The following is a 20854-nucleotide window of genomic DNA, read 5'->3' as shown; positions in this document are numbered from 1 at the left end:
GGAGATATCCTGATGTTCAATATATTAGTTGTTGATGATGAGCCGCTCATTTGTAAAGGACTCAGCAATCTGCTGGCTGCCTCCGGGCTGGATATCGATCATATTTTCACCGCGAACAGCGGGTTTGAGGCACTGGATTGTATCCGGATGGAAGAGATCGATCTGCTCGTCACGGATATTCAAATGGGTGCAATGAGCGGGATCGAATTGATGCAGCATGCCAAAATGACCAAGCCCTGGGTGCAGACGATTGTCATCTCTGCGCACGAGACCTTTCAATATGCCCAGATGGCCGTCCGGCTGGGAGCCAAGGATTACCTGATCAAGCCGCTGAACAGCGAGCAGTTTCTGGACTCGGTGCGGAGTGTTGTGCTCAAAATGGATAAACCTTCCCCCGAGCTGGTCACCTATATGGCCGATATCAGTGAAAGCTTCCGTCTGGAGGAGCCGCTTCCGGAATACAGCAAGCTGCTGAATGTACTGCTGGCCGAAACGGCTGCGGTGCTGGGAACGGAGGAAGAGCTGCGCAAGCTGGACGAACTGAAGCTGCAGGGGCCGTTCTTTGCTGTAATCAAGATCAAGCTCCCCTTCCCGGAGGAGCACCATGCACAGAAATATACCTCCCGTGACCACGGACTGCTGCGTTACGCTGTTCTTAATATTGCCAAGGAGCTGCTGAATCAGGAGTGGAATTCCACAGCATTCTATTCCCCCGATGAAGAGATTACGGTCATTATTCAGTGGGATGAGAAGAGCTACGAGGAATCGGCGACAGGCCAAGTGAGCAGGCTGGATGCGCTGGGCCGCAGTCTGCATTTCAATATTCACCGTTATCTGCATCTGAATGCTGTAATAGGGATCAGCCAGATTCTGAAGGGAATCAGTTTCATGGATGTGCTGAACCGGCAGGCTTCGAAGGCCATTCTCTGGAACAAGGAGCATGCGGACCATTATGTGTTCTACTACGGGGATTTCAACTGGAACAACTATGCTGCCGATCCTTCCGCCGAGGAGCTGCATACGCACAGCAATCTGATTGTGCAGAAGGCGAAGGAATATATCGATGAGAATTACGCCCAGAAGGGCTTGACCATCCATGAAGTAGCCAAGAAGAATCATGTCAGCCCCAATTACCTGAGTTATCTCTTTAAGAAAAATACAGGCCATAACCTGTGGGAATATGTCATCAAGCTGCGGATGGAGGACAGCCGGGAGATGATTCTGAATACCGATCTGCGCCGTTATGAGATTGCCGAGCGGGTGGGGTATGAGTCGCCGGAGCATTTCAGCAAGATTTTCAAAAAATACTATGGAATCAGCCCCAGCGAATTGAAGAAGTAAAAACGCTTACGATTGCCATAGATATAGACATGTTCAGTCCCTCCCCCATTTCCTACAATTAAGGTAGGAGGCGCTTTGCGAAAGTGCTGAAAGACGAAAGGAATGAGGGAGCCAGAATGAACCAGTCTGCTGCGTTACACGATCAACTTCCAGCGGAACTAGAGAGCAAGCCGTATAAACAGAACCGCTGGAAAAAGAACTTTTGGGGCTTTATGTTCCTCGTCCCCGCAATCATCATCTTTATCATGTTTATGTGGGTGCCCATTTTCAAAGGATTTCTGTACAGCTTCTACACGGTGGATTTCGTCAAAGGAAATACATTCGTAGGCATGGACAATTATGCCAGAGCGCTCACGGATTCGGATGTGCTTATCGCTGTGAAGAACACCCTGTACTACATGCTGCTGTGTCTTGTAATCGGTTTCTGGGTTCCGATTGCGTTTGCGATCGCGATTTCGGAGCTGAGAAAATTCGGCGGATTCGTACGTGTAGCAGCGTATTTGCCTTATGTCATGCCTGCGGTTGTCTTGTACGGACTGTGGAGATGGCTGTATGATCCCGTCGGACCGATTAATGCCCTGATTGGCAGCACGGGGGCGGACCAGATCGCCTTCCTGACCGATACCAGGTGGTCGATGATCTCGCTTGTCTTCATGGAGACCTGGCAGCAATTCGGCTCGGGGATGCTCATCTATCTGGCTGCCGTGCTCAGTATTCCCAGGGACTGGTATGAGGCCGCCGAGATTGACGGAGCCGGAGTCTGGGCACGCATCCGCCATATTACACTGCCTTCGCTGCGCAATCTGATTCTGCTCATGCTGATTCTGCAGATCATTGCTACCTCTCAAGGGTACCAGTCGCAGATGGCCCTGCTCGACGGAGGACCGAACAATGCTACGCTGACCTATGCGCTGCTCATTGTGAAATATGCTTTTACAAGACTGGATTATGGTACGGCGACTGCGCTGGGAATGCTGATGTTTGTTGTTCTGGGCGGTTTGGGCATTTTACAGTTCAAGCTTAACAAGGAGGACAACTAGGATGAAGAGCGCAGACAGAGGGATTCTCTCCGAACATGATCTTAAGAAGACCGGCAATAAAATCGTATATGGAATCATGGTGTTTTTCATTCTGTTAATGATTTTTAGCATGCTATATCCTATATTGATGACCATGTTCAACGGACTTAAGTCCAATGTTGAGGTTAACTCATTCCCGCCGCATTTTTTCCCGCAGGAATGGCATTTCAGCAATCTTAAGGATGCGCTGGATTATATCAATCTGCCGATGTTTCTAAGAAACACGCTGTACATTTTCGCCGGGAACATGGTAGCTACCCTGGTTGTACTGGGCCTGGCCTCCTTCAGCATCTCGCGGATGAATGTGCCTTACCGCAAGGCCTTCTACTTCTTCTTCCTGATGACGCTGTTTATACCGGCCACGAGCTATATGATTCCGAACTTTGTCAATCTCAAGGAACTCGGACTCTTGAACCAGTATGCTGCTTTCTGGCTGCCGGCAGGTGCGAATACCTTCTTCTTCCTGCTGCTCAAGAACTTCTTCGACGGAATTCATCCTGAGATTCTTGAAGCCGCACGGATTGACGGGGCCTCGGAGCCGAGAAGCTTCTTTACCATTGCTGTTCCGCTGTCCATTCCGATTTTTGCGACACTCGCGATCTTTATCTTCTCCACAGCCTGGAACGACTGGTTCTGGCCGTCGCTTGTCATGCACAGTGAGGAGAAGTACACTCTCGCAACAGCGATCTATAAATACGTTATTAATGTAAAAGCACTGAATACGAATATCAAATTTGCCATTCTGTTCATTGTCTCGCTGCCGCCGATCCTGGTTTTCCTGATCTTCCAGAAGTTTATTATGCGCGGTGTCTCGTTGTCGGCTGTTAAAGGGTGATCAGAATTATGCTGCAGAAGGATATGGATCGTAAACCTGCACATGAAAGGAATATAAATACACCTCGTTTGTAAACAGTTTCTCTTTTATGATGAATTTGTAAGCTAATTATGAATTGAAAAGGGGAGTTTCAATGCGTAAATTTTCCAGTGTATTAGCATGTCTCCTGGTGACGGGATCGTTATTGTCCGCTTGCGGCGGCAATAATAACGGGAACAAACCGGCGGCAAATGGAGGAGAGGCGACACCAGCACCAGCAGCTACTAATGCAGCAGAAGAGACCACGGCTCCTACAGAAGCACCGGTAGATGATATCACCCAGAGAAAAGTAACGATCAAAATTCACTATCCAACTCCTGACCTTACCGAAGTAAGAGCACAGGAGGATGACAAGATCAAACGGTTCCAGGAAGTCTATCCGAATGTGGAGATTGTCAAGGATGACTGGCAGTACAATGTAAGTGAAATCGGTGTGAAGATGGCTGCGAACGAAGCGCCAACCTTCTTCAATACGTACGCAACAGAAGCGAAATTCCTGGTCGAGAAGGGCTGGGTCGCTGATGTTACGGATCTGTGGAATAACTATGAATTCAAGGATCAGATCAACCCTGTACTGCAGAACCAGTTCATTATTGACGGCAAAGTGTACGGTGTAACGCAGAAGGGCTATGTCACCACGACGATGATCAATAAGAAGATGCTCGATGAAAAAGGTGTAGCTGTCCCTCCAATGGACTGGACCTGGGATGACATGCTGAATACAGCCAAAGGCGTAGCAGATACCAAGAAAGGGATCTCCGGTATTGCTCCAATGGGTAAAGGCAACGAAGCAGGCTGGAACTGGACCAACTTCCTGTTCGAAGCAGGTGGTGAAATCCAGAAGATTGAAGGCGGCAAGGTTGTAGCTACATTCAATTCGGATGCCGGTGTGAAGGCGCTGGATTTCTATAAGAAGCTAAGATGGGAAGCAAAAGCTGTTCCTCAGGACTGGGCGCTTGGCTGGGGCGATGCTGTAGGCGCGTTCCAGCAGGGACGTACTGCTATGGTAATGGCCGGATCTGACGGTGTTATCGAGCAGGCGCTCAACCAGGGCGGACTCAAACCTGAAGATGTACTTACTTACCCGATGCCTGCTGCTGAAAAAGGCGGCAAGCATACCGGCGTACTCGGCGGGGACTATCTGGTTATCAATCCGAACGCCAGCAAAGACGAGCAGGAAATGGCCTTCCGCTATATTACTTTCGATTACTTCTCTGACAAAGGTCTTGAAGCTCTTGACGCGATTATCAGCCAGCGCAAAACGGACGGCAAATACTACATCCCGCCGCTCCTTGATTACTATGCTGCCGATTCCGACTTCGGCAAGAAGACCAAAGCTGTCTATGACAAGTACGACATCGTCTATCAATATAGCCCTGAAATCATGGCGCTGCTTGATGGTAAACCTGAAGCGCAATACAATACTCAGGATTACTACGCCACCATGTCTAATGTAATCCAGGAGCTATTCTCGAAAGAGGGTACAGATTCCAAGGCCCAGCTCGACGCTGCAGCCAAAACTGTGCAGGAGAAATTCTTCGATACTATTAAAGTGGAGTAGCAGCGGGTTTCATAAATGAACGGTTCAGGAGTATTGAACTGAGCAATATTACTTAAAGGCAGGGGGCCTTAGTCTCCTGTCTTTTTGCTATATTATTTATATTATAACTAAATGCAGGAATGGAATTTGGGGGTCCAGAGCCGAGTGGAGCATATGACAGAGGAGATCCTGTTCAGAAATTTAGAGCCGATAAGAAGGCCTCCAAGGATGAATGCGGCTAAAACAGATGATCTAGGCAGTACCCCGTTAGCAGAAAAGACAAAATTCGAGCAATTATAACACATAAAATGGTAAAATAACCTGATTATGATCGAATGAAAGCGCTTTGAAAACAAATCAAAAAAACTTTATACTTTGTGAAAGATTTCACTATACAATGCGTAGAGAATATGATAAGATAAATGTGTAGAGAAAAACAACCTAAAAATTGACAGGAGGACGAGGGAGATGGCAGTTAAAAACGAAGTCGCCGCCCAAGTGAAACAAACCACCGCTGAAGAATATATTCAGACTTTGGTGGATAAAGCAAAGAAAGCTCATGCAGAGTTTATGGGGCTGGATCAAGAGCAGACAAACACAATCGTTCATGCAATGGCGTTGGCCGGACTCGACAAGCACATGTACTTGGCTAAGCTGGCTGTTGAAGAAACAGGCCGCGGTGTCTATGAAGACAAAATTACGAAGAATATCTTCTCAACTGAATATATCTGGCACGGAATTAAGTACGACAAGACAGTAGGCGTTATTGAGGATAACGCTTATGACAACTTCCAGAAGATTGCTGAACCAGTCGGAATCATTATGGGTATCACACCGGTAACCAACCCAACATCCACCACGATGTTTAAAGCGTTGATTTCCGCCAAGACACGTAATCCTATTATATTCGGTTTCCATCCGTCAGCGCAAGAGTGTAGTGCGGCAGCAGCCAAAATTCTACATGATGCAGGCGTAAAAGCCGGCGCTCCTGAGAACTTCATCCAATGGATCGAGCTTCCGACCATGGACAAAACAAATGCACTGATGAACAATCCTGACGTTGCACTGATTCTGGCAACCGGCGGATCGGCAATGGTTAAAGCAGCTTACAGCTGCGGCAAACCGGCACTCGGCGTAGGTCCTGGTAACGTACCTGCCTTCATTGAGAAGAGTGCTGACATTGATCAGGCAGTAACTGACCTTATCCTTTCCAAGACTTTTGATAACGGTATGATCTGTGCTTCTGAGCAAGCGGTTATTATTGAAGAAGCGATTTTTGACCAAGTGAAGAAAAAAATGATTGCGAACGGCTGCTACTTTGTAAACAAAGAAGAAGCTGGCAAGCTGACAAGCGGCGCAATGAACGTAGAGAAATGTGCGGTTAACCCTGCTATCGTAGGCCAATCCGCTGTGAAGATCGCTGAAATGTGCGGTATTCAGGTTCCTGCCGGAACGAAGATCCTGGTAGCTGAGCTTGAAGGCGTAGGTACTAAATATCCGCTGTCTGCTGAGAAGCTGAGCCCGGTTCTGGCTTGCTACAAAGTGAAGAATGCTGACCAGGGTATTGAACGCGCAGCTGAAATCGTTGAATTTGGCGGCATGGGCCACAGCTCGGCCATCCACTCCAACAACGAAGAAGTAATCATGAAGTTCTCCAACCGTCTGCAAACCGGACGTATTCTCGTCAACTCGCCATCTACACACGGCGCAATCGGCGATATTTACAACACCAATATCCCTTCACTGACACTGGGCTGCGGATCTTATGGACGCAACTCTGTATCGCAAAACGTGACTGCAATCAATCTGATCAACGTGAAAAGGGTGAACCGTCGTACCGTGAATATGCAATGGTTTAAAGTACCTGACAAGATTTACTTCGAAAAGGGATCCACACAGTATCTGGCCAAAATGCCTGACATCACTCGTGTAGCAATTATCACCGACCCTATGATGGTTAAACTGGGTTATGTAGAAAGAGTTGAGCACTATCTGCGTCAACGCCAGACTCCTGTAGCTATCGAAGTGTTCTCGGAAGTTGAACCGGATCCATCGACAACTACTGTAGAAAAAGGTACTGCCATGATGAACAGATTCCAGCCTGACTGCATCATCGCACTCGGCGGCGGTTCCCCAATGGACGCAGCAAAAGGAATGTGGTTGTTCTACGAACATCCGGATGCAGACTTCAACGGCCTGAAACAGAAGTTCATGGATATCCGCAAACGGGTATACAAATTCCCTAAGCTCGGCAACAAAGCGAAATTCGTTGCAATTCCAACAACTTCCGGTACGGGTTCCGAAGTAACATCGTTCGCAGTAATCACAGACAAGACAACGGGTAATAATACAAAGTATCCGCTGGCCGATTATGAGCTGACTCCAGACGTAGCGATTATCGATCCTGAGTTTGTATATAGCTTGCCTAGAACTGCTGTTGCCGATACAGGTATGGATGTATTGACACATGCAATCGAAGCTTATGTATCTGTAATGGCTAGTGACTATTCAGATGGTCTGGCAATCAAAGCGATTCAACTGGTGTTCCAGTGGCTGGAGAAATCCGCACTGACTGGCGACAAGCTTGCCCGCGAAAAAATGCACAACGCATCTACACTTGCCGGTATGGCCTTTGCAAATGCATTCCTGGGTATCAATCACAGCTTGGCGCACAAATGGGGCGGCCAGTACCACACAGCGCATGGCCGTACTAATGCGATCCTGATGCCGCACGTTATCCGTTACAATGCTAAGAAACCTACGAAGTTCGCTTCGTTCCCTAAATATTCGCACTTTGTAGCTGACGAACGGTATGCTGAAATCGCCCGTATCCTGGGATTGCCAGCACGCACTACTGAAGAAGGCGTAACCAGCCTGATCAATGCAATCCGCGACATGAACAAAAAACTCGGCATCGAAGAATCCTTCTCGGCTCTTGGTTTTGATCCTAAGGACTTCGAATCCCGTGTAGATTACCTGGCTGACCGTGCATTTGAAGACCAATGTACAACTGCCAATCCAAAAATGCCGCTGGTATCTGAGCTTGCTGATGTATACCGCAACGCATTCTACGGAAAATTCGACAACTAATCTAAGATTGCCTGGTAAAGTATAAGGTTAAAGGTTAATATGGAACTGGATGGAAGTGACAAATATCACTGAAAGAGTGATATTTGTCACAGTCCTTTTTCAGAAAATAAACTAAAATGTTTATATAAACAACGATCCCAGTTATGAAGTCGCGATTGTGAATTTTATAACAACCGAGTAGCTATGGGATCACGAGACACGGGATTAACCTTCAAGCCCGCGATCTCTACAAATATACTAAATATAAATGGAGGGATTTAGCATGTCGGTGATTGAAAAAGAAGTACAAGAGGTTAAGTCGAGTTGGAGAAGTTTTACTAAAGGTACATGGGCCAAGAAAGTTGACGTTAATAACTTTATTGCCAAGAACATCAATCCTTATGAAGGAAACGAAGAATTCCTTGTAGGTCCTACCAGCAATACTACTGAATTGTGGAAGATTATCTCCCAACTGAGTAAGGAAGAAAGAGAAAGAGGCGGCGTATGGGATGTTTCCCTCGATACTGTCTCCACCATCACTTCCCATAACCCAGGTTATATTGACAAGGACAAGGAACAAATTGTCGGCGTTCAGACTGATGCCCCTTTCAGACGTTCCATTCAACCGTTCGGCGGTATCAAAATGATGATCGATGCTACTAAGGCTTACGGCTTCGAACTTCCGCAAAATATCGTTGACATGTTCACGAACATCCGCAAAACGCATAACCAAGGCGTTTTTGATGCATATACACCAGATATGAGAGCTGTGCGTAAATCCGGCGTAATCACAGGTCTTCCTGATGCATACGGCCGCGGACGCATTATCGGCGACTATCGCCGTATTGCCCTGTACGGTATCGATTTCCTGATTAAAGACAAGAAGCAACAACTAACCGAGCTTGAAGTGGATTCCATGACTGAAGATGTAATTCGTCTGCGTGAAGAGCTGTCCGAGCAAATGCGCGCTCTGGGCGAATTGAAGCAAATGGCTGCTGCTCATGGTCTTGATATTTCCAAACCTGCTAATAACTTCAAAGAAGCTACTCAATGGGTATACTTCGGTTATCTTGCAGCAGTTAAAGAGCAAAACGGTGCCGCAATGTCCTTGGGACGCGTATCCTCTTTCCTTGATATCTATGTACAACGCGATTTTGAAGAAGGTACTCTTACTGAAGAACAAGCGCAAGAAATCGTTGACCATTTCGTAATGAAGCTGCGTATCGTGAAATTCCTGCGTACGCCTGACTATAACGATCTGTTCTCTGGCGACCCTACTTGGGTAACTGAATCCATCGGTGGTATGGCTGAAGACGGAACAACTCGCGTAACCAAGAACAGCTTCCGCTTCCTGCATACCCTGTACAATCTGGGTCCTGCACCAGAACCAAACCTGACTGTACTGTGGTCTGAAAAGCTGCCTGAAGGCTTCAAAAAATATTGTGCCAAGGTTTCCATTGAAACCAGTGCTATCCAATATGAGAACGATGATGTAATGCGTCCATACTGGGGTGAAGACTACGCGATTGCTTGCTGTGTATCCCCAATGCGTATCGGTAAACAAATGCAGTTCTTCGGCGCCCGCGCCAACCTTGCAAAAGCCTTGCTGTATGCGATCAATGGTGGTGTAGACGAGAAGTCCGGTGCCCAGGTAGGTCCTGAATATCCTGCTATTACTTCCGAATATCTTGATTACAACGAAGTAATGAAACGCTTCAAACCGATGATGGAATGGCTGGCTAAGACTTATGTCAATACCCTGAATATCATCCACTATATGCATGACAAATATTCCTATGAACGTATTGAAATGGCGCTGCATGACCGCGACATTCTGCGTACAATGGCTTGCGGTATTGCTGGCTTGTCCGTTGCTGCTGACTCCCTGAGCGCAATTAAATATGCCAAGGTTAAACCGATCCGCAACGAACAAGGTATTGCAATCGACTTCGAAACAGAAGGCGAATTCCCTTGCTACGGCAACAACGATGATGCTGTTGACAATATCGCAGTTGAACTGGTTGAAACCTTCATGTCGATGATCCGCAAAAACAAAACTTACCGTGATGCTGTGCCGACTCAATCGGTATTGACAATCACTTCGAACGTGGTATATGGCAAGAAGACTGGTACTACTCCTGATGGACGTAAAAAAGGCGAACCATTCGCACCTGGTGCTAACCCAATGCACGGACGCGACAAGAAGGGTGCACTTGCTTCCCTGAACTCTGTTGCTAAACTGCCTTACTCCGATGCACAGGATGGTATCTCCAACACATTCTCGATCGTTCCTAAGGCTCTGGGTAAAGACGAAGAATCCCGTAAGTCCAACCTGGTATTCATGATGGACGGATACTTCCACAACAACGCTCAGCACTTGAACGTTAACGTATTTAACCGTGAGCAGCTGATTGATGCAATGGATCACCCTGAGAACTACCCGCAATTGACCATTCGTGTATCCGGCTATGCTGTTAACTTCATCAAGCTGACCCGCGAACAACAGTTGGATGTTATCAACCGTACGTTCCACGATTCCATGTAAGAATTGTTCTTGCAGATCAAGAATTGAAATAAATCAAAGAGCTGCCGCCCTTGCAAGAGGGCGGTACACTCTTGTTTAAAAGTAATTAAAATTTTAAGGTTTTTTTCGAAAGGATGACATCTCATGCTTAAAGGACATATCCACTCCTTAGAAACATTTGGGACGGTGGATGGCCCCGGTATCCGCTTCGTGCTTTTTATGCAGGGCTGCCTACTTAAGTGTCAGTATTGCCACAACCCGGATACCTGGGGACTGAATGAAGGCAAGGAAATGACCGTTGAAGAAGTGCTTGCGGAAATTGAACCTTACCTGAATTATTATAAAACTTCCGGCGGCGGGCTTACCGTATCCGGCGGTGAACCCACACTGCAGGCACATTTCGTCAAACAGCTATTCACCGAAGTGAAGAAACGCTGGAATTTGCATACTACGCTTGATACTAACGGCTATAATGATGGTTCGAAAATCAGCGACTTGCTGGATGTTACCGATCTTGTGTTGCTGGATCTGAAGCACATCGATGATGAAGCTCATATTAAGCTGACTGGCAAATCCAACGACCGTACCTTAAAGCTTGCCCGCTGGTTGTCAGATAATAACCGTAAAATGTGGATTCGCCACGTATACGTTCCCGGCATTCATAATAAGGAAGAGGATTTGCGGAATCTCGGCCGATTCATTGGTACGCTTAATGGAGTAGAGAAGTTTGAAATTCTGCCTTATCACGTAATGGGAATTTATAAATGGAAAGAGCTTGGCCGTCCCTACGAGCTTGAAGGGGTGGAGTCACCGGACGAAGAAGAAGTGCAGCGTGCATACCGGCTGATTGAAGAGGGCCGTAAACAGTCTGCTTTGGTATAAATTCATACACGATATAACGAAAGCGGAGCTTCCAATTTGAGGAGTTTCGCTTTTTTGATGTACGGTGTAGTGAGTTCAACATACATAGCAACGTGTGAAATTGATGATAATTGTAATTTATATGTATAGGTATTCTGACGTGAAAGCATTGGAATTTCTTTTTTGAAAGCTTTTGTGTGATGAAATATAACTTAATGATGTCGCTAAACACAACTGAATTCGCTTACATTAGAGTATTTTATCCCTATTGTAGATGAATCTTAACCTTACGATTACAATCAGGGTTTTCTATAATAAGAGTTGTAAGGGAAACCATTAAATAGGGAGGGTCACCCGTAATGAGAAAAAGCTTAACTATGCTGTTGTCCCTGATGTTCGTTACCTCAGCACTGCTGGCAGGTTGTGGAGGCAACAATAACAATGCTGCTGCAACGGAAGAACCGGCTGCAACGAATGAGCCTGCTGCAACCAATGCTGTCGCAACCGAAGAACCGGTTAGCGCTGAACCTTTTGAAATGACGGTCCGTCATACTCAGGTAGGTGCAGATAAACAGAAACGCCTGGCGATCCTGGAGGATGTAGTCGGCAAGGTGCAGGAAGAAGTACCGGGATTGACCTTCAAGCTGGATGGAGTCGATTCGGATGTGAACCGTAAAGAGAAGCTGCGCGGGGAAATGGCGGCCGGGAATCCTCCGGAGATCTTCGACCTGTTCGGCAGTCCGGATTCCAAGATCTATGCCAAAGAAGGTAAGCTGCTCGATCTGACCCCGATCCTCGATGAACTAGGCATTAAAGACAAATTCTCCAATCTGGATCCATTTACTTACGAAGGTAAAATCTACGGTCTGCCAATCGGCGGTTCAGGTGAAGGGTTCTTCTACAATAAAGAATACTATGACAGCAAGGGCTGGAAGGCTCCGGCCACCTTCGCTGAGCTGGAACAGCAGCTGGCTGATATCAAGGCTGACGGCAAAGTGCCGCTTGCCGGGGCTTCCAAGGCTGGCTGGGTACCGCTAATGCTTGCCAACCATCTCTGGTCACGTTATGCCGGACCGGATGTTACAGCGAAGTTCGCTACGGGTGAAGCTAAATGGAATGATCCGAATGTAGTCAAAGGCTTTGCGAAATACAAGGAATGGGTAGACAAAGGCTACTTCAAAAAAGGCGAACTCGGCTTCGAGTATGCTGAATATACAACCCAGTTCACCAGCGGCGAAGCAATCCTGATGTATGACGGCACATGGAAGTCCTCTGTATTCAAAGCCGGACAATCCGGTGAAGGTCTGATTGGTAAAGTCGGATTCTTCAATATTCCGGCGGTAGACGGCGGAGTGGGCGATCAGACGGCACTCATGCGTGATGTGAACAACGGCTATGGCTTCTCGGCATCTGCAGGTGAAGATGAACGTCAACTCGCTGCAGTCAAATCATTCATTAAGAATATGTTCAATGAAGAAATGCAGCTGCGCGGTCTGGTGGAAGATGGAGTACTGCCGGCTATGAAGATTGATCAGGCGGTACTAAATGAGAATATTACCGATGATCTGATGAGTGAGATTGTAGCAGTACTCAACAGCTCACAGTCCTCCTTCCCGGCATTTGACTCTCTGGTGCAGGCAGATGTGACTACCGAGATCAGTAATATCCAGATTCAAAGCTTGATTGGCGGACAGACCACTCCTGAGAAGATGGGAGATGCACTGCAGAAGATTCAGGAAGAAGCGAACGCAGCAGTAGAATAAGAGGCGGTAAATTGAATGTACCCTGGTGCTTGCTCCAGGGTACATTTTTAAAAGACAAGACTTTATATGTTTCGGGGTCCCCGCAAAGTACCTGAGTAAGCTTCGAAGCCAAAGCCCCACTTTGTGGGGTTGTTTTAAAGTGAGAGATGTCTAAGCAACTTGGAGGTAGTCATGAATAAGGCACTAAGAAATCCTCTGGTGTTCATTCTGTTCGTTATACCGGCACTGGTTCTGTTCATTATGTTCTTCATTTACCCTATTTTCAGTTCACTCTACTATAGCTTCACCAGTTGGAACGGTGTATCCGATACAGTGAAATACGCCGGACTGGACAACTTCAAAAAAGCCCTGGGAGATGAACGCTTCTGGGTTTCTGTTAAAAATAACGGCTGGTTCATTCTGTTCTCCGTATGCATTCAGGTGCCGCTGATTGTCTTCTTCTCCTTATTAATTGCTAATGTGAAGAAGCTGAAGGGCCTTTACAAGACAGCAGTATTCATGCCATCCATTATGTCTACTGCAGTTATCGGTATTCTGTGGGGCTTCATTTATGAGCCGAATATCGGCTTGTTCAACAAAGTGCTTGGTCTTGCCGGCATTGAGCCTGTCTACTGGCTGTCGGATGAACGCTTCGCCATGCTGTCGATTCTGATTACGAATGCCTGGCAATGGACCGGATTCTACATTGTAATGGTGCTGGCGGCTATTCTCTCCATCCCCGGTGAACTGGATGAGGCTGCGGCCATCGACGGTGCTACGGGCTTCCAGCGTGCTACACGCATCACTTTGCCGCTGATCGTTCCCATTATCTCGGTAGTAATCATGCTCTCTATTGCCGGAGCGATGAAGGCCGCAGATATCGTCATTGTTATGACCAAAGGCGGCCCGGCAGGTTCAACTGAGGTTATGGCCACCTATATGATTAAATATGCGATCACTAATTTCAAGTATGGGTACGGCAATACGATTGCAGTTCTGATCTTTATGTTCACGCTCGTGGTTACAGCTCTCTATCAGCTGCTGTTTGCCCGTCGTAATGAAAGGATTGAATACTGATGCCGCGCCTGAAGAAAAGCTTACCTCATGTTGCTCTGCTGGGATACCTGATCGTTGTACTCTTTCCGTTTCTCTTTGTCCTGTTCTCCTCGGTGAAGAAGGATAACAATGCGATCGCCCTGAATCCGTTCGGGATTCCGAAGACATTCGAATTCTCGAACTACGTTGAAGCATGGGTGAACGCTAAGATCAGCACATACTTTTTTAACAGCTTATATATTTCGATCCTATCATCGGTGGTATCCATTCTGCTGGCTTCTATGTTTGCCTTCGCGGTTACGCGGATGCGCCAGGGGAAATGGAACAAGATTCTTTTTTCGCTGGTCCTGATCGGCATGCTTATTCCGAACAATGCACTGATGCTGCCTATCTACACGATTGTCCGCAAGCTTCATATTCTCAATACACACTGGGCACTGATTATTCCTTATATCGCCAATGCAATTCCATTCACGATTATTATCCTGGCTGCATTCATGCGCTCACTTCCCAGTGAAATTGAAGAGGCGGCGGTCATGGATGGCTTGAAGGCTCCAGGTATCTTTGCTAGAATTATTGTACCTTTGACAGTTCCCGCCATGGTTACGGTCTTCATTGTTAATTTCCTGGGAAATTGGAACGAGTTCCTGCTGGCTAACTATTTCCTCTCTAATGACGAGCTGCGCACCCTTCCGGTGGGCATGGTTCAATTCCGTGATCAATATCAGATGAACTACGCGCAAATGTCGGCGGGTATTGTCTACAGCGTGGTCCCGGTCATCATCATTTATGCTATTTTGCAGGAGAAGATTATTGAAGGCGTAACAGCAGGCAGTGTAAAAGGATAACCCTATTCATGTCAGGAGCATGGGCCGATGAATTTGCGCTACAAATTATTTACGGCATTTCTGGGCCTGATTATCATTCCCTTATTCATTCTTGGCATGATTATGTTCTTCGTCACCTATAATTCGATAGAGAAGAAGTACAGCCAGCAATCTGAATATTCACTTAAGGCGATCAGTTACAGCATTTCGAATGTATTTAAAGATATGGACAACGTGACAGACAACGGAATTGCCACCTCGGTGTTTCACATGGCGCTCAGTGCGGATGATCCCTCCAAACAGGATTTGACCGACGCCGAGCAGCTCAGCCTGAATGCCAGCCAACGCAATTTCCGTAGTCTGCTCTATAATCATCCGTCGATCAGCTATGCGTTTCTGTATAATTTTAATGGAAAAGGCAGCTCGGAGATCGTATCGGTATTCACCAAAGAAAATTTCCGCACACTCCCTTACGATAAGTTCAAAGGAAGTGATCTCTACCAGGAGGTTATGAAGCTAAACGGGGTTCCGAAATGGCTGGCTCCGCATGAGTATCCCGAACTGACGGGAACGGAGGCTGTGTTTACCCAGATCCGGCTGATCAAGGAGCTAAGCTTTTTTCAGAACATCGGTATTCTGGTAGTCCAGATCAAGAACTGGGAGTTCGAATCGATATTCCGCAATCTCAAGATCGGGGACAGCAGCCAGAAGGTATCTTTTATGCTGGTCAACGATGACGGGATGATCCTGCTTGACCCCGACAGGCAGCTGGACGGACAGGATTTCCGCGACTTTACTACGAAGGATATTACCTTTAACCCGGGCTTCCAGAGCTACAAAACCCAATTTGACGGCGAAAAGAGCATTCTGTCAGTCTACCACCTGAAGGATTATCCATGGAGCCTTGTTTCTGTGACCTCCTGGGGCTCGTTGTCCCATGAAGTAACTGTGTTTGCCCGCTGGTTTGTGGTGGTTATATTCCTGTGCCTGCTCGGTGCAGTGATCTTCAATCTGTTCTTCATGAACCGGATTACAGGGGGGATTGCTGTGATCGTCCGCTTCATGCGGCGGGTGGAGGATGGAGACCTGACAACCCGGGTCGAGGAGAAGGGCAGTGACGAAATGACGCTGCTCGCCAGAGGCTTCAATGATCTTATGGACAAAATCAATTCATTATTCAACAGGGTCAATGAAGAGCAGCGGCGCAAAAATCAGGCGGAAATGCGCGTGCTGCAGGCGCAGATCAAACCGCATTTTCTGTTCAATACGCTGGAATCCATCAATGTGCTGGCTGTGCAGAATGAAGGGCGCAAAGTCAGTGAGATGGTCTACAGGCTGGCCAGTATTCTGCGGATCAGTATCCAGGACAGAGATGAAATCACGCTGGAAGAAGAGGTTAAGCATCTGCGCAACTATCTGGATATTCAGAAATTCCGGTTCGAGGATCTGTTTGATTATGAGCTTGAGGTGCCGGAGGAGCTGCTGGGCTGCGGAATTCTGAAGCTTACGCTGCAGCCGCTGGTTGAGAACAGCATACAGCATGGTTTTGAGGGGATCAGTTACAAAGGTCTGGTAAGTGTCAGGGTCTGGGAAGACCGGGGGAATCTGATTCTGCGGATTCAGGATAACGGGATCGGCATGACTCCGTCCCAGCTGTCCATGTTTCAGTATATGGTTAACGATCCGGCGGAACAGAAGCCTGAAGGTAAACCGGAACACGGAATTCACCTGGAGCGCAGGGGGCTTGGCGTACGCAGTGTAGCAGACCGCATCCGTATAGAGTACGGCGATAGATATGGGATTTTCATCTGTGCAAGTCCTGGTGAGGGAACGATTATCCAGTGCGTCATACCTAAATACGGGCAGGGGGAAGATCATTATGCTAAAGGTATTATTGGTTGACGATGAGGCGCCTATCCTTAACAATCTCAACAAAGTGCTGCCTTGGCATGACATGGGGATGGAGGTTACGGGGATGGCCCGCAGCGGAATGGAAGCTCTGCGTATCGCTGAAGAGGCGACGCCCGATCTGGTGCTCTGTGACATCCGTATGCCGGTGATGGACGGACTTACATTCATCGGCAAGCTGCGTGAGATGGGGCTGGAGAGTGAGGTTCTGCTGCTAAGCGGGTATCAGGAGTTTGATTATGCGCGTGAGGCCATCCGCCTTGGTGTGAAGGAATATATCTGCAAGCCGATACATTATGAGGAGCTTGGCAACAAGGTGCGGGAGATTGGAGCCCGAATCCGCAGCAAACAGTATAAGGATAAACTGTATAACAGTATTCCCTTGTTTCAGGAGATGCCTGTACCCGAGGATTCCGCCAAAAAAACTCCGGATCAATTGATGAGCCAGGCGGCGAATTATATTACCGAGCGGCTGAGCTATGACCTTGGCATTGAAGAGGTGGCGAACCGGATCGGCATTAGCAGCAGCTATTTCTGCCTGCTCTTCAAGAACCGCTTTGCGATGACCTTTGTGGAGTATGTAACTTTGCAGAGGATTGAAGCCGCCAAATTCATGCTGGCCAGCAGTGACAAAAGCATTACTGCGATCAGCTCGGGAGTGGGTTATCAGGAGCGGCGTTATTTCACCAAGGTATTCCAGAAACAGACGGGGATGTCCCCTAAGGAATACCGCGATAAATACAGGACAGCTGAGGCACGGTAAGTCTGCCTTCATATCATTTGAGCTTGCGGAAAAAAGAAGCCAGCGGCTAAGCAACCGCTGGCTTAAGTATGTTCATCTGTCGGGGGAATTCATCAGTCTTCTTCATTAAAGGCTGTTCTCTTCCATACCACGCCGATTTCCTGTTCCCAGGCCAGCAATTGAACATTCTGAATCAGAGCGGCAGTTGCTGCCAAGGCCTCCTCCCAAGCCTTTTGGGGAAGGGCGCTATTCATAATCACGAGGAGGTGGGCTGGAATCCGCCTGCAATACGTATCATAGATCTGTGCTCCGTATTGTTGAATGAAGGCTTCTGGACGTGTTTTCAGAACGGCGTCGGCAAATTTCTTCCGGCCGGACCCGGCGAGCAGGATGAAGCGCCAAGGCTCTTTTTTGGAGTGAAAGGGTGCCCAAACCGCGTTGTTCAGCAAGCCGAGAAGTGTGTTCCGGGCAATGGGAACGCCATTGAATTCCTGTATGGTTCTTCTGCCGCGTATCGTCTGTATGAGCTGGCTGTCAGGAGAGGTCATAGCTTGTCCCTCATATTTCCGGTACGTAGGCACCCGAGATTTCGTCAATGACCTTGCTGAGTCCAATGGGGCCATAGCCTGCAAACCACAGATTTGCATCTCCGATATATACATGGTTATTCTTGACTGCTGTAAGGTTAGCCCAGATTGAAGTGTTCATAATGTTATCCAGAGCCGTCTGATTACTGTCACCGGGACGGAGAATGATGAACATACGGTCAGGATTCAGCTCGGGGAGTACTTCTTCAGAGATGGCTACATTCCATGAGTCCTTGAAATCTATGCGCTCTGTGGAAGCAGGGGTTCGTCCGAGAGGACCGAACAGCGTGAAGTTATCACCCGGTTGGATCAGCTGCAGCTGCTTGTCCTGTATCCGCATATAAGCGACAGTTTCATTAGGAGCAGCAGCAGCCAATTTGTCTCTTACCTTGGCTATCTTCGCTTCATAATCGGCATGGATCTGGTCAGCCTCGGCTTCTTTGCCGAAGATCTCTGCCGTTTGCCGGAATCTTGTCCAATCTTCTTCGTTCTCATTATCGAAAAGTATCGTTGGTGCTATCCTGGACAGCTGCTCATAGTTTTCCTCATTAAGTGTCTTTGAAGCGAGAATGAGATCCGGCTCCGACTCGAGCAGTGCTTCCAAGTTAGGGGCTTCTCCTGAGCCGATAGCGATAGTATCCTTCATCTGGTCCGCCAAGTATTCGGGGAATCCCAGGTCATTGTATGTAACCATGGCATGCGGTTCAATTCCGAGTGCCAGCAGATGGTCTGCAAAAACATATAGCATGCCCGCAACCTTTTTTGGATGAGCCGGAATTTCTATATCCCCTTTAATGGTTGAGATAATCCGGGTTTCTGTATTCTCTGCCAAGTTGGCAGCTGCTGGTGAAGGAGTGGCGGCAACCGCTGAACTTCCTTTATTTCCGCTGTTGCTGCATCCAACGATTAATCCCAGCATGAGTACTCCAAGCAGGCCGATGACCCCCAGGTTAAATTTGTGACTGAACTTTTGAGTACTAGGAAACACAAGCCACACACCTTTCATAATTGAGTTTGATAATCATTATCACCACCTAATTATAAGGAGCTGCCTACCTGGGTGCCATGGATAAAAATGCTCATCGTCTGGACATATCGCTCATGAGCAATGAACTTGAACGACGCAGAAATAATTCATGGGCCAGCGAAGTATAGCAGGAATAGAGGCTTGAATCACCGAGCTCGTAGACATTTCCTTGCTGTACGGCGCGTAATTCCTTCCAAGCTTCCTGTGAAGCAAGCGAGTGATGGATCATGTTACGCTGTGCGGTGTTACCCGATGTAAATAAAATCAGATGGTCAATACTATATTCCGACAGCTGATCTGCAGTAAGAAGAGCAGAATGCGCTACATTCAACAATTGCCGGGGTCTGGCCAGCTGCAGATCGTTATACAGGACGGTACCCAAGTTACGGTTGCCGAACAAACGGAAGCGGCCCTGCTCATATTGTGCTACAGCAACGTTCTCGTCTGCCAGCTTCTCTCTAACATTGACCCGCAGTCTCTCGGCGAGCTCTTCGTATGCCGCCAGCCACTGCTGCGCGATATCCAGGCGGTTCACCGCTCTCGCAATTATCCGGAAATGTTCACGCCACTCCCCTTCGAATGGAACAGTACACGTTGGCGCAATGTGGGGGAACAAGAAAGCTTTGTCCGGTTCCGCATAATCCGAAGGCTCGAAGCTGATTATCAGCTCCGGACGGGCATCTGCCAGTCTGTCTAGGTCGGGCTGGTCATGTCCCAGGCTGATTATGTTATGCAAGCCGTGGCCGGACCCGCGTGAATTGTTCAACAGCGCTGCATAAGGTGTTAAACCGAGCGCCAGCAAATGAGAAGTGTAGGGATGGGCCATAGAAGCAATTTGTGTGGATGTGCGCTGTTTTTTGATATACACAGATGGTGAAATGCCAGTGACTGATTTGAACTTACGGCTGAAATAGAATTCATCCTGATAGCCCACACGGTTCGCAGTATCACGGAGGGTGAGTTCAGAGCGGAGCAGCAAATCACCCGCATGGCGTATGCGGATAGAATTCAGATACTCCATCGGACTCCGCCCCACATATTTCTTGAACAGCCGGGAATAATGGGCAACGCTCATTCCTGTCAAACCGGCAAGCTTCTCTCTGGTCAAGGGCTGCGCAAAATTACTGTCGATATAGGCTTTGGATTGATTAATCGCTCCGCTTGCAGCATTGTTATCCCTAGTTCCTGATTGGGCTGGTCTCCATAACTGAAGCAGCAGTTCCTGAAAACGGATTGCCGATTCCAACTGGTCCCAGTGGCTGCCCTGCCAGCAAGAGTAGATCAGGCCAGCCTTTTCTGACACTTCAGACCAATGTGCGGGCGGGAAAATAGCGGCCTCCAGCTCTCCGCGCTGAAGTGTACCCTGTCCGTCCACAGCATATGCATCAAAAGTGAAAGAGTAATATTTCAGAGAAGGATTCTCCTTCACGAACATACGCCATGGTGTATCAGGGAGCAGCAGCACTACATCGCATGAACCAAATTCAGAGTGATAACCATCAGCTTCAACTTCCCCGTTGCCTTGAAATGCTATAAGGAGGGTATGCTGATCTGACTTATGGATTTCAGATTCAGATGGAGCTGCATTAATGCGCCGGACGTCAGTAAGTTTGTATAACCCGTCAGTTGTGTTCATATCGTCAGCTTAAATGCTCCTTTCACATGAGGTCTGCTTCC

General features: G+C 47.7%; 15 protein-coding genes. 12 read left to right on the top strand and 3 right to left on the bottom strand.

The annotated features are described in order from the left end of the window. The first annotated feature begins 12 nt into the window (after positions 1-12). The 12 genes from R50912_RS22150 (at position 13) to R50912_RS22095 (ending at position 17584) form a co-directional block, all read left to right on the top strand. Entirely contained in the window at positions 13-1341 is a 1329-nt protein-coding gene (locus R50912_RS22150; RefSeq protein ID WP_042237924.1) for a response regulator, read from the top strand. A gap of 116 nt (positions 1342-1457) precedes the next feature. Continuing rightward, complete coding sequence (locus R50912_RS22145) at positions 1458-2381, top strand: carbohydrate ABC transporter permease (RefSeq protein WP_042242960.1); 924 nt, start codon at positions 1458-1460, stop codon at positions 2379-2381. Position 2382: 1 nt separating this feature from the next. Beyond that, positions 2383-3255 carry a carbohydrate ABC transporter permease gene (locus R50912_RS22140; protein ID WP_042237922.1) on the top strand — a complete coding sequence of 291 codons (873 nt, stop codon included), beginning with the start codon at positions 2383-2385 and terminating at the stop codon, positions 3253-3255. 133 nt (positions 3256-3388) lie between these two features. Then, the gene (locus R50912_RS22135) at positions 3389-4855 is read left to right on the top strand and encodes an ABC transporter substrate-binding protein (RefSeq protein ID WP_042237920.1); all 1467 of its coding nucleotides are present in this window, start codon (positions 3389-3391) and stop codon (positions 4853-4855) included. A 447-nt stretch (positions 4856-5302) separates the two neighbouring features. After that, positions 5303-7924: a bifunctional acetaldehyde-CoA/alcohol dehydrogenase gene (gene adhE / locus R50912_RS22130; protein ID WP_042237918.1), complete on the top strand. Its 2622-nt coding sequence runs from the start codon at positions 5303-5305 to the stop codon at positions 7922-7924. Positions 7925-8186: 262 nt separating this feature from the next. Beyond that, on the top strand, positions 8187-10448 hold the full coding sequence (gene pflB, locus R50912_RS22125; RefSeq protein WP_042237916.1) for a formate C-acetyltransferase: 2262 nt from the start codon (positions 8187-8189) through the stop codon (positions 10446-10448). Between the two features lie 123 nt (positions 10449-10571). Further along, on the top strand, positions 10572-11309 hold the full coding sequence (pflA, locus tag R50912_RS22120) for a pyruvate formate-lyase-activating protein (RefSeq protein ID WP_042237913.1): 738 nt from the start codon (positions 10572-10574) through the stop codon (positions 11307-11309). Positions 11310-11647: 338 nt separating this feature from the next. Then, positions 11648-13051 (top strand): ABC transporter substrate-binding protein, encoded by a 1404-nt coding sequence (locus tag R50912_RS22115; protein WP_042237911.1) that lies wholly within the window; start codon positions 11648-11650, stop codon positions 13049-13051. A 171-nt stretch (positions 13052-13222) separates the two neighbouring features. Continuing rightward, positions 13223-14107, top strand: coding sequence for a carbohydrate ABC transporter permease (locus R50912_RS22110; protein WP_042237909.1), 885 nt, complete (start codon positions 13223-13225; stop codon positions 14105-14107). Beyond that, entirely contained in the window at positions 14107-14934 is an 828-nt protein-coding gene (locus tag R50912_RS22105) for a carbohydrate ABC transporter permease (protein ID WP_042237906.1), read from the top strand. The genes R50912_RS22110 and R50912_RS22105 overlap by 1 nt, the downstream gene beginning before the upstream one ends. Before the next feature lie 27 nt (positions 14935-14961). Next, the gene (locus R50912_RS22100) at positions 14962-16815 is read left to right on the top strand and encodes a cache domain-containing sensor histidine kinase (protein ID WP_042237904.1); all 1854 of its coding nucleotides are present in this window, start codon (positions 14962-14964) and stop codon (positions 16813-16815) included. Then, entirely contained in the window at positions 16793-17584 is a 792-nt protein-coding gene (locus R50912_RS22095) for a response regulator transcription factor (protein WP_042237902.1), read from the top strand. The genes R50912_RS22100 and R50912_RS22095 overlap by 23 nt, the downstream gene beginning before the upstream one ends. 92 nt (positions 17585-17676) lie before the next feature. Here R50912_RS22095 and R50912_RS22090 read toward each other — a convergent pair whose 3' ends face one another. The 3 genes from R50912_RS22090 to R50912_RS22080 form a co-directional block, all read right to left on the bottom strand. Continuing rightward, complete coding sequence (locus R50912_RS22090) at positions 17677-18111, bottom strand: nitroreductase family protein (protein ID WP_052416604.1); 435 nt, start codon at positions 18109-18111, stop codon at positions 17677-17679. Between the two features lie 10 nt (positions 18112-18121). Continuing rightward, on the bottom strand, positions 18122-19138 hold the full coding sequence (locus R50912_RS22085) for an ABC transporter substrate-binding protein (RefSeq protein ID WP_197072956.1): 1017 nt from the start codon (positions 19136-19138) through the stop codon (positions 18122-18124). A gap of 91 nt (positions 19139-19229) precedes the next feature. Continuing rightward, a complete protein-coding gene (locus R50912_RS22080; protein WP_197072955.1) occupies positions 19230-20606 on the bottom strand; it encodes a helix-turn-helix domain-containing protein in 1377 nt (458 codons plus the stop codon). Positions 20607-20854 lie beyond the last annotated feature (248 nt).

Origin of the sequence: Paenibacillus sp. FSL R5-0912, from assembly GCF_000758605.1 — a bacterium.
Taxonomy (GTDB): domain Bacteria; phylum Bacillota; class Bacilli; order Paenibacillales; family Paenibacillaceae; genus Paenibacillus_AQ.
Note: the sequence above shows the minus strand (reverse complement) of the source record. Positions and strands in the feature narration are given on the sequence as shown.

Bases quoted from the DNA above. Each gene is read 5' to 3' on its own strand.
- R50912_RS22150 (WP_042237924.1), top strand. From the start codon at position 13: ATGTTCAATATATTAGTTGTTGATGATGAGCCGCTCATTTGTAAAGGA.
- R50912_RS22145 (WP_042242960.1), top strand. From the start codon at position 1,458: ATGAACCAGTCTGCTGCGTTACACGATCAACTTCCAGCGGAACTAGAG.
- R50912_RS22140 (WP_042237922.1), top strand. From the start codon at position 2,383: ATGAAGAGCGCAGACAGAGGGATTCTCTCCGAACATGATCTTAAGAAG.
- R50912_RS22135 (WP_042237920.1), top strand. From the start codon at position 3,389: ATGCGTAAATTTTCCAGTGTATTAGCATGTCTCCTGGTGACGGGATCG.
- adhE (WP_042237918.1), top strand. From the start codon at position 5,303: ATGGCAGTTAAAAACGAAGTCGCCGCCCAAGTGAAACAAACCACCGCT.
- pflB (WP_042237916.1), top strand. From the start codon at position 8,187: ATGTCGGTGATTGAAAAAGAAGTACAAGAGGTTAAGTCGAGTTGGAGA.
- pflA (WP_042237913.1), top strand. From the start codon at position 10,572: ATGCTTAAAGGACATATCCACTCCTTAGAAACATTTGGGACGGTGGAT.
- R50912_RS22115 (WP_042237911.1), top strand. From the start codon at position 11,648: ATGAGAAAAAGCTTAACTATGCTGTTGTCCCTGATGTTCGTTACCTCA.
- R50912_RS22110 (WP_042237909.1), top strand. From the start codon at position 13,223: ATGAATAAGGCACTAAGAAATCCTCTGGTGTTCATTCTGTTCGTTATA.
- R50912_RS22105 (WP_042237906.1), top strand. From the start codon at position 14,107: ATGCCGCGCCTGAAGAAAAGCTTACCTCATGTTGCTCTGCTGGGATAC.
- R50912_RS22100 (WP_042237904.1), top strand. From the start codon at position 14,962: ATGAATTTGCGCTACAAATTATTTACGGCATTTCTGGGCCTGATTATC.
- R50912_RS22095 (WP_042237902.1), top strand. From the start codon at position 16,793: ATGCTAAAGGTATTATTGGTTGACGATGAGGCGCCTATCCTTAACAAT.
- R50912_RS22090 (WP_052416604.1), bottom strand. From the start codon at position 18,111: ATGACCTCTCCTGACAGCCAGCTCATACAGACGATACGCGGCAGAAGA.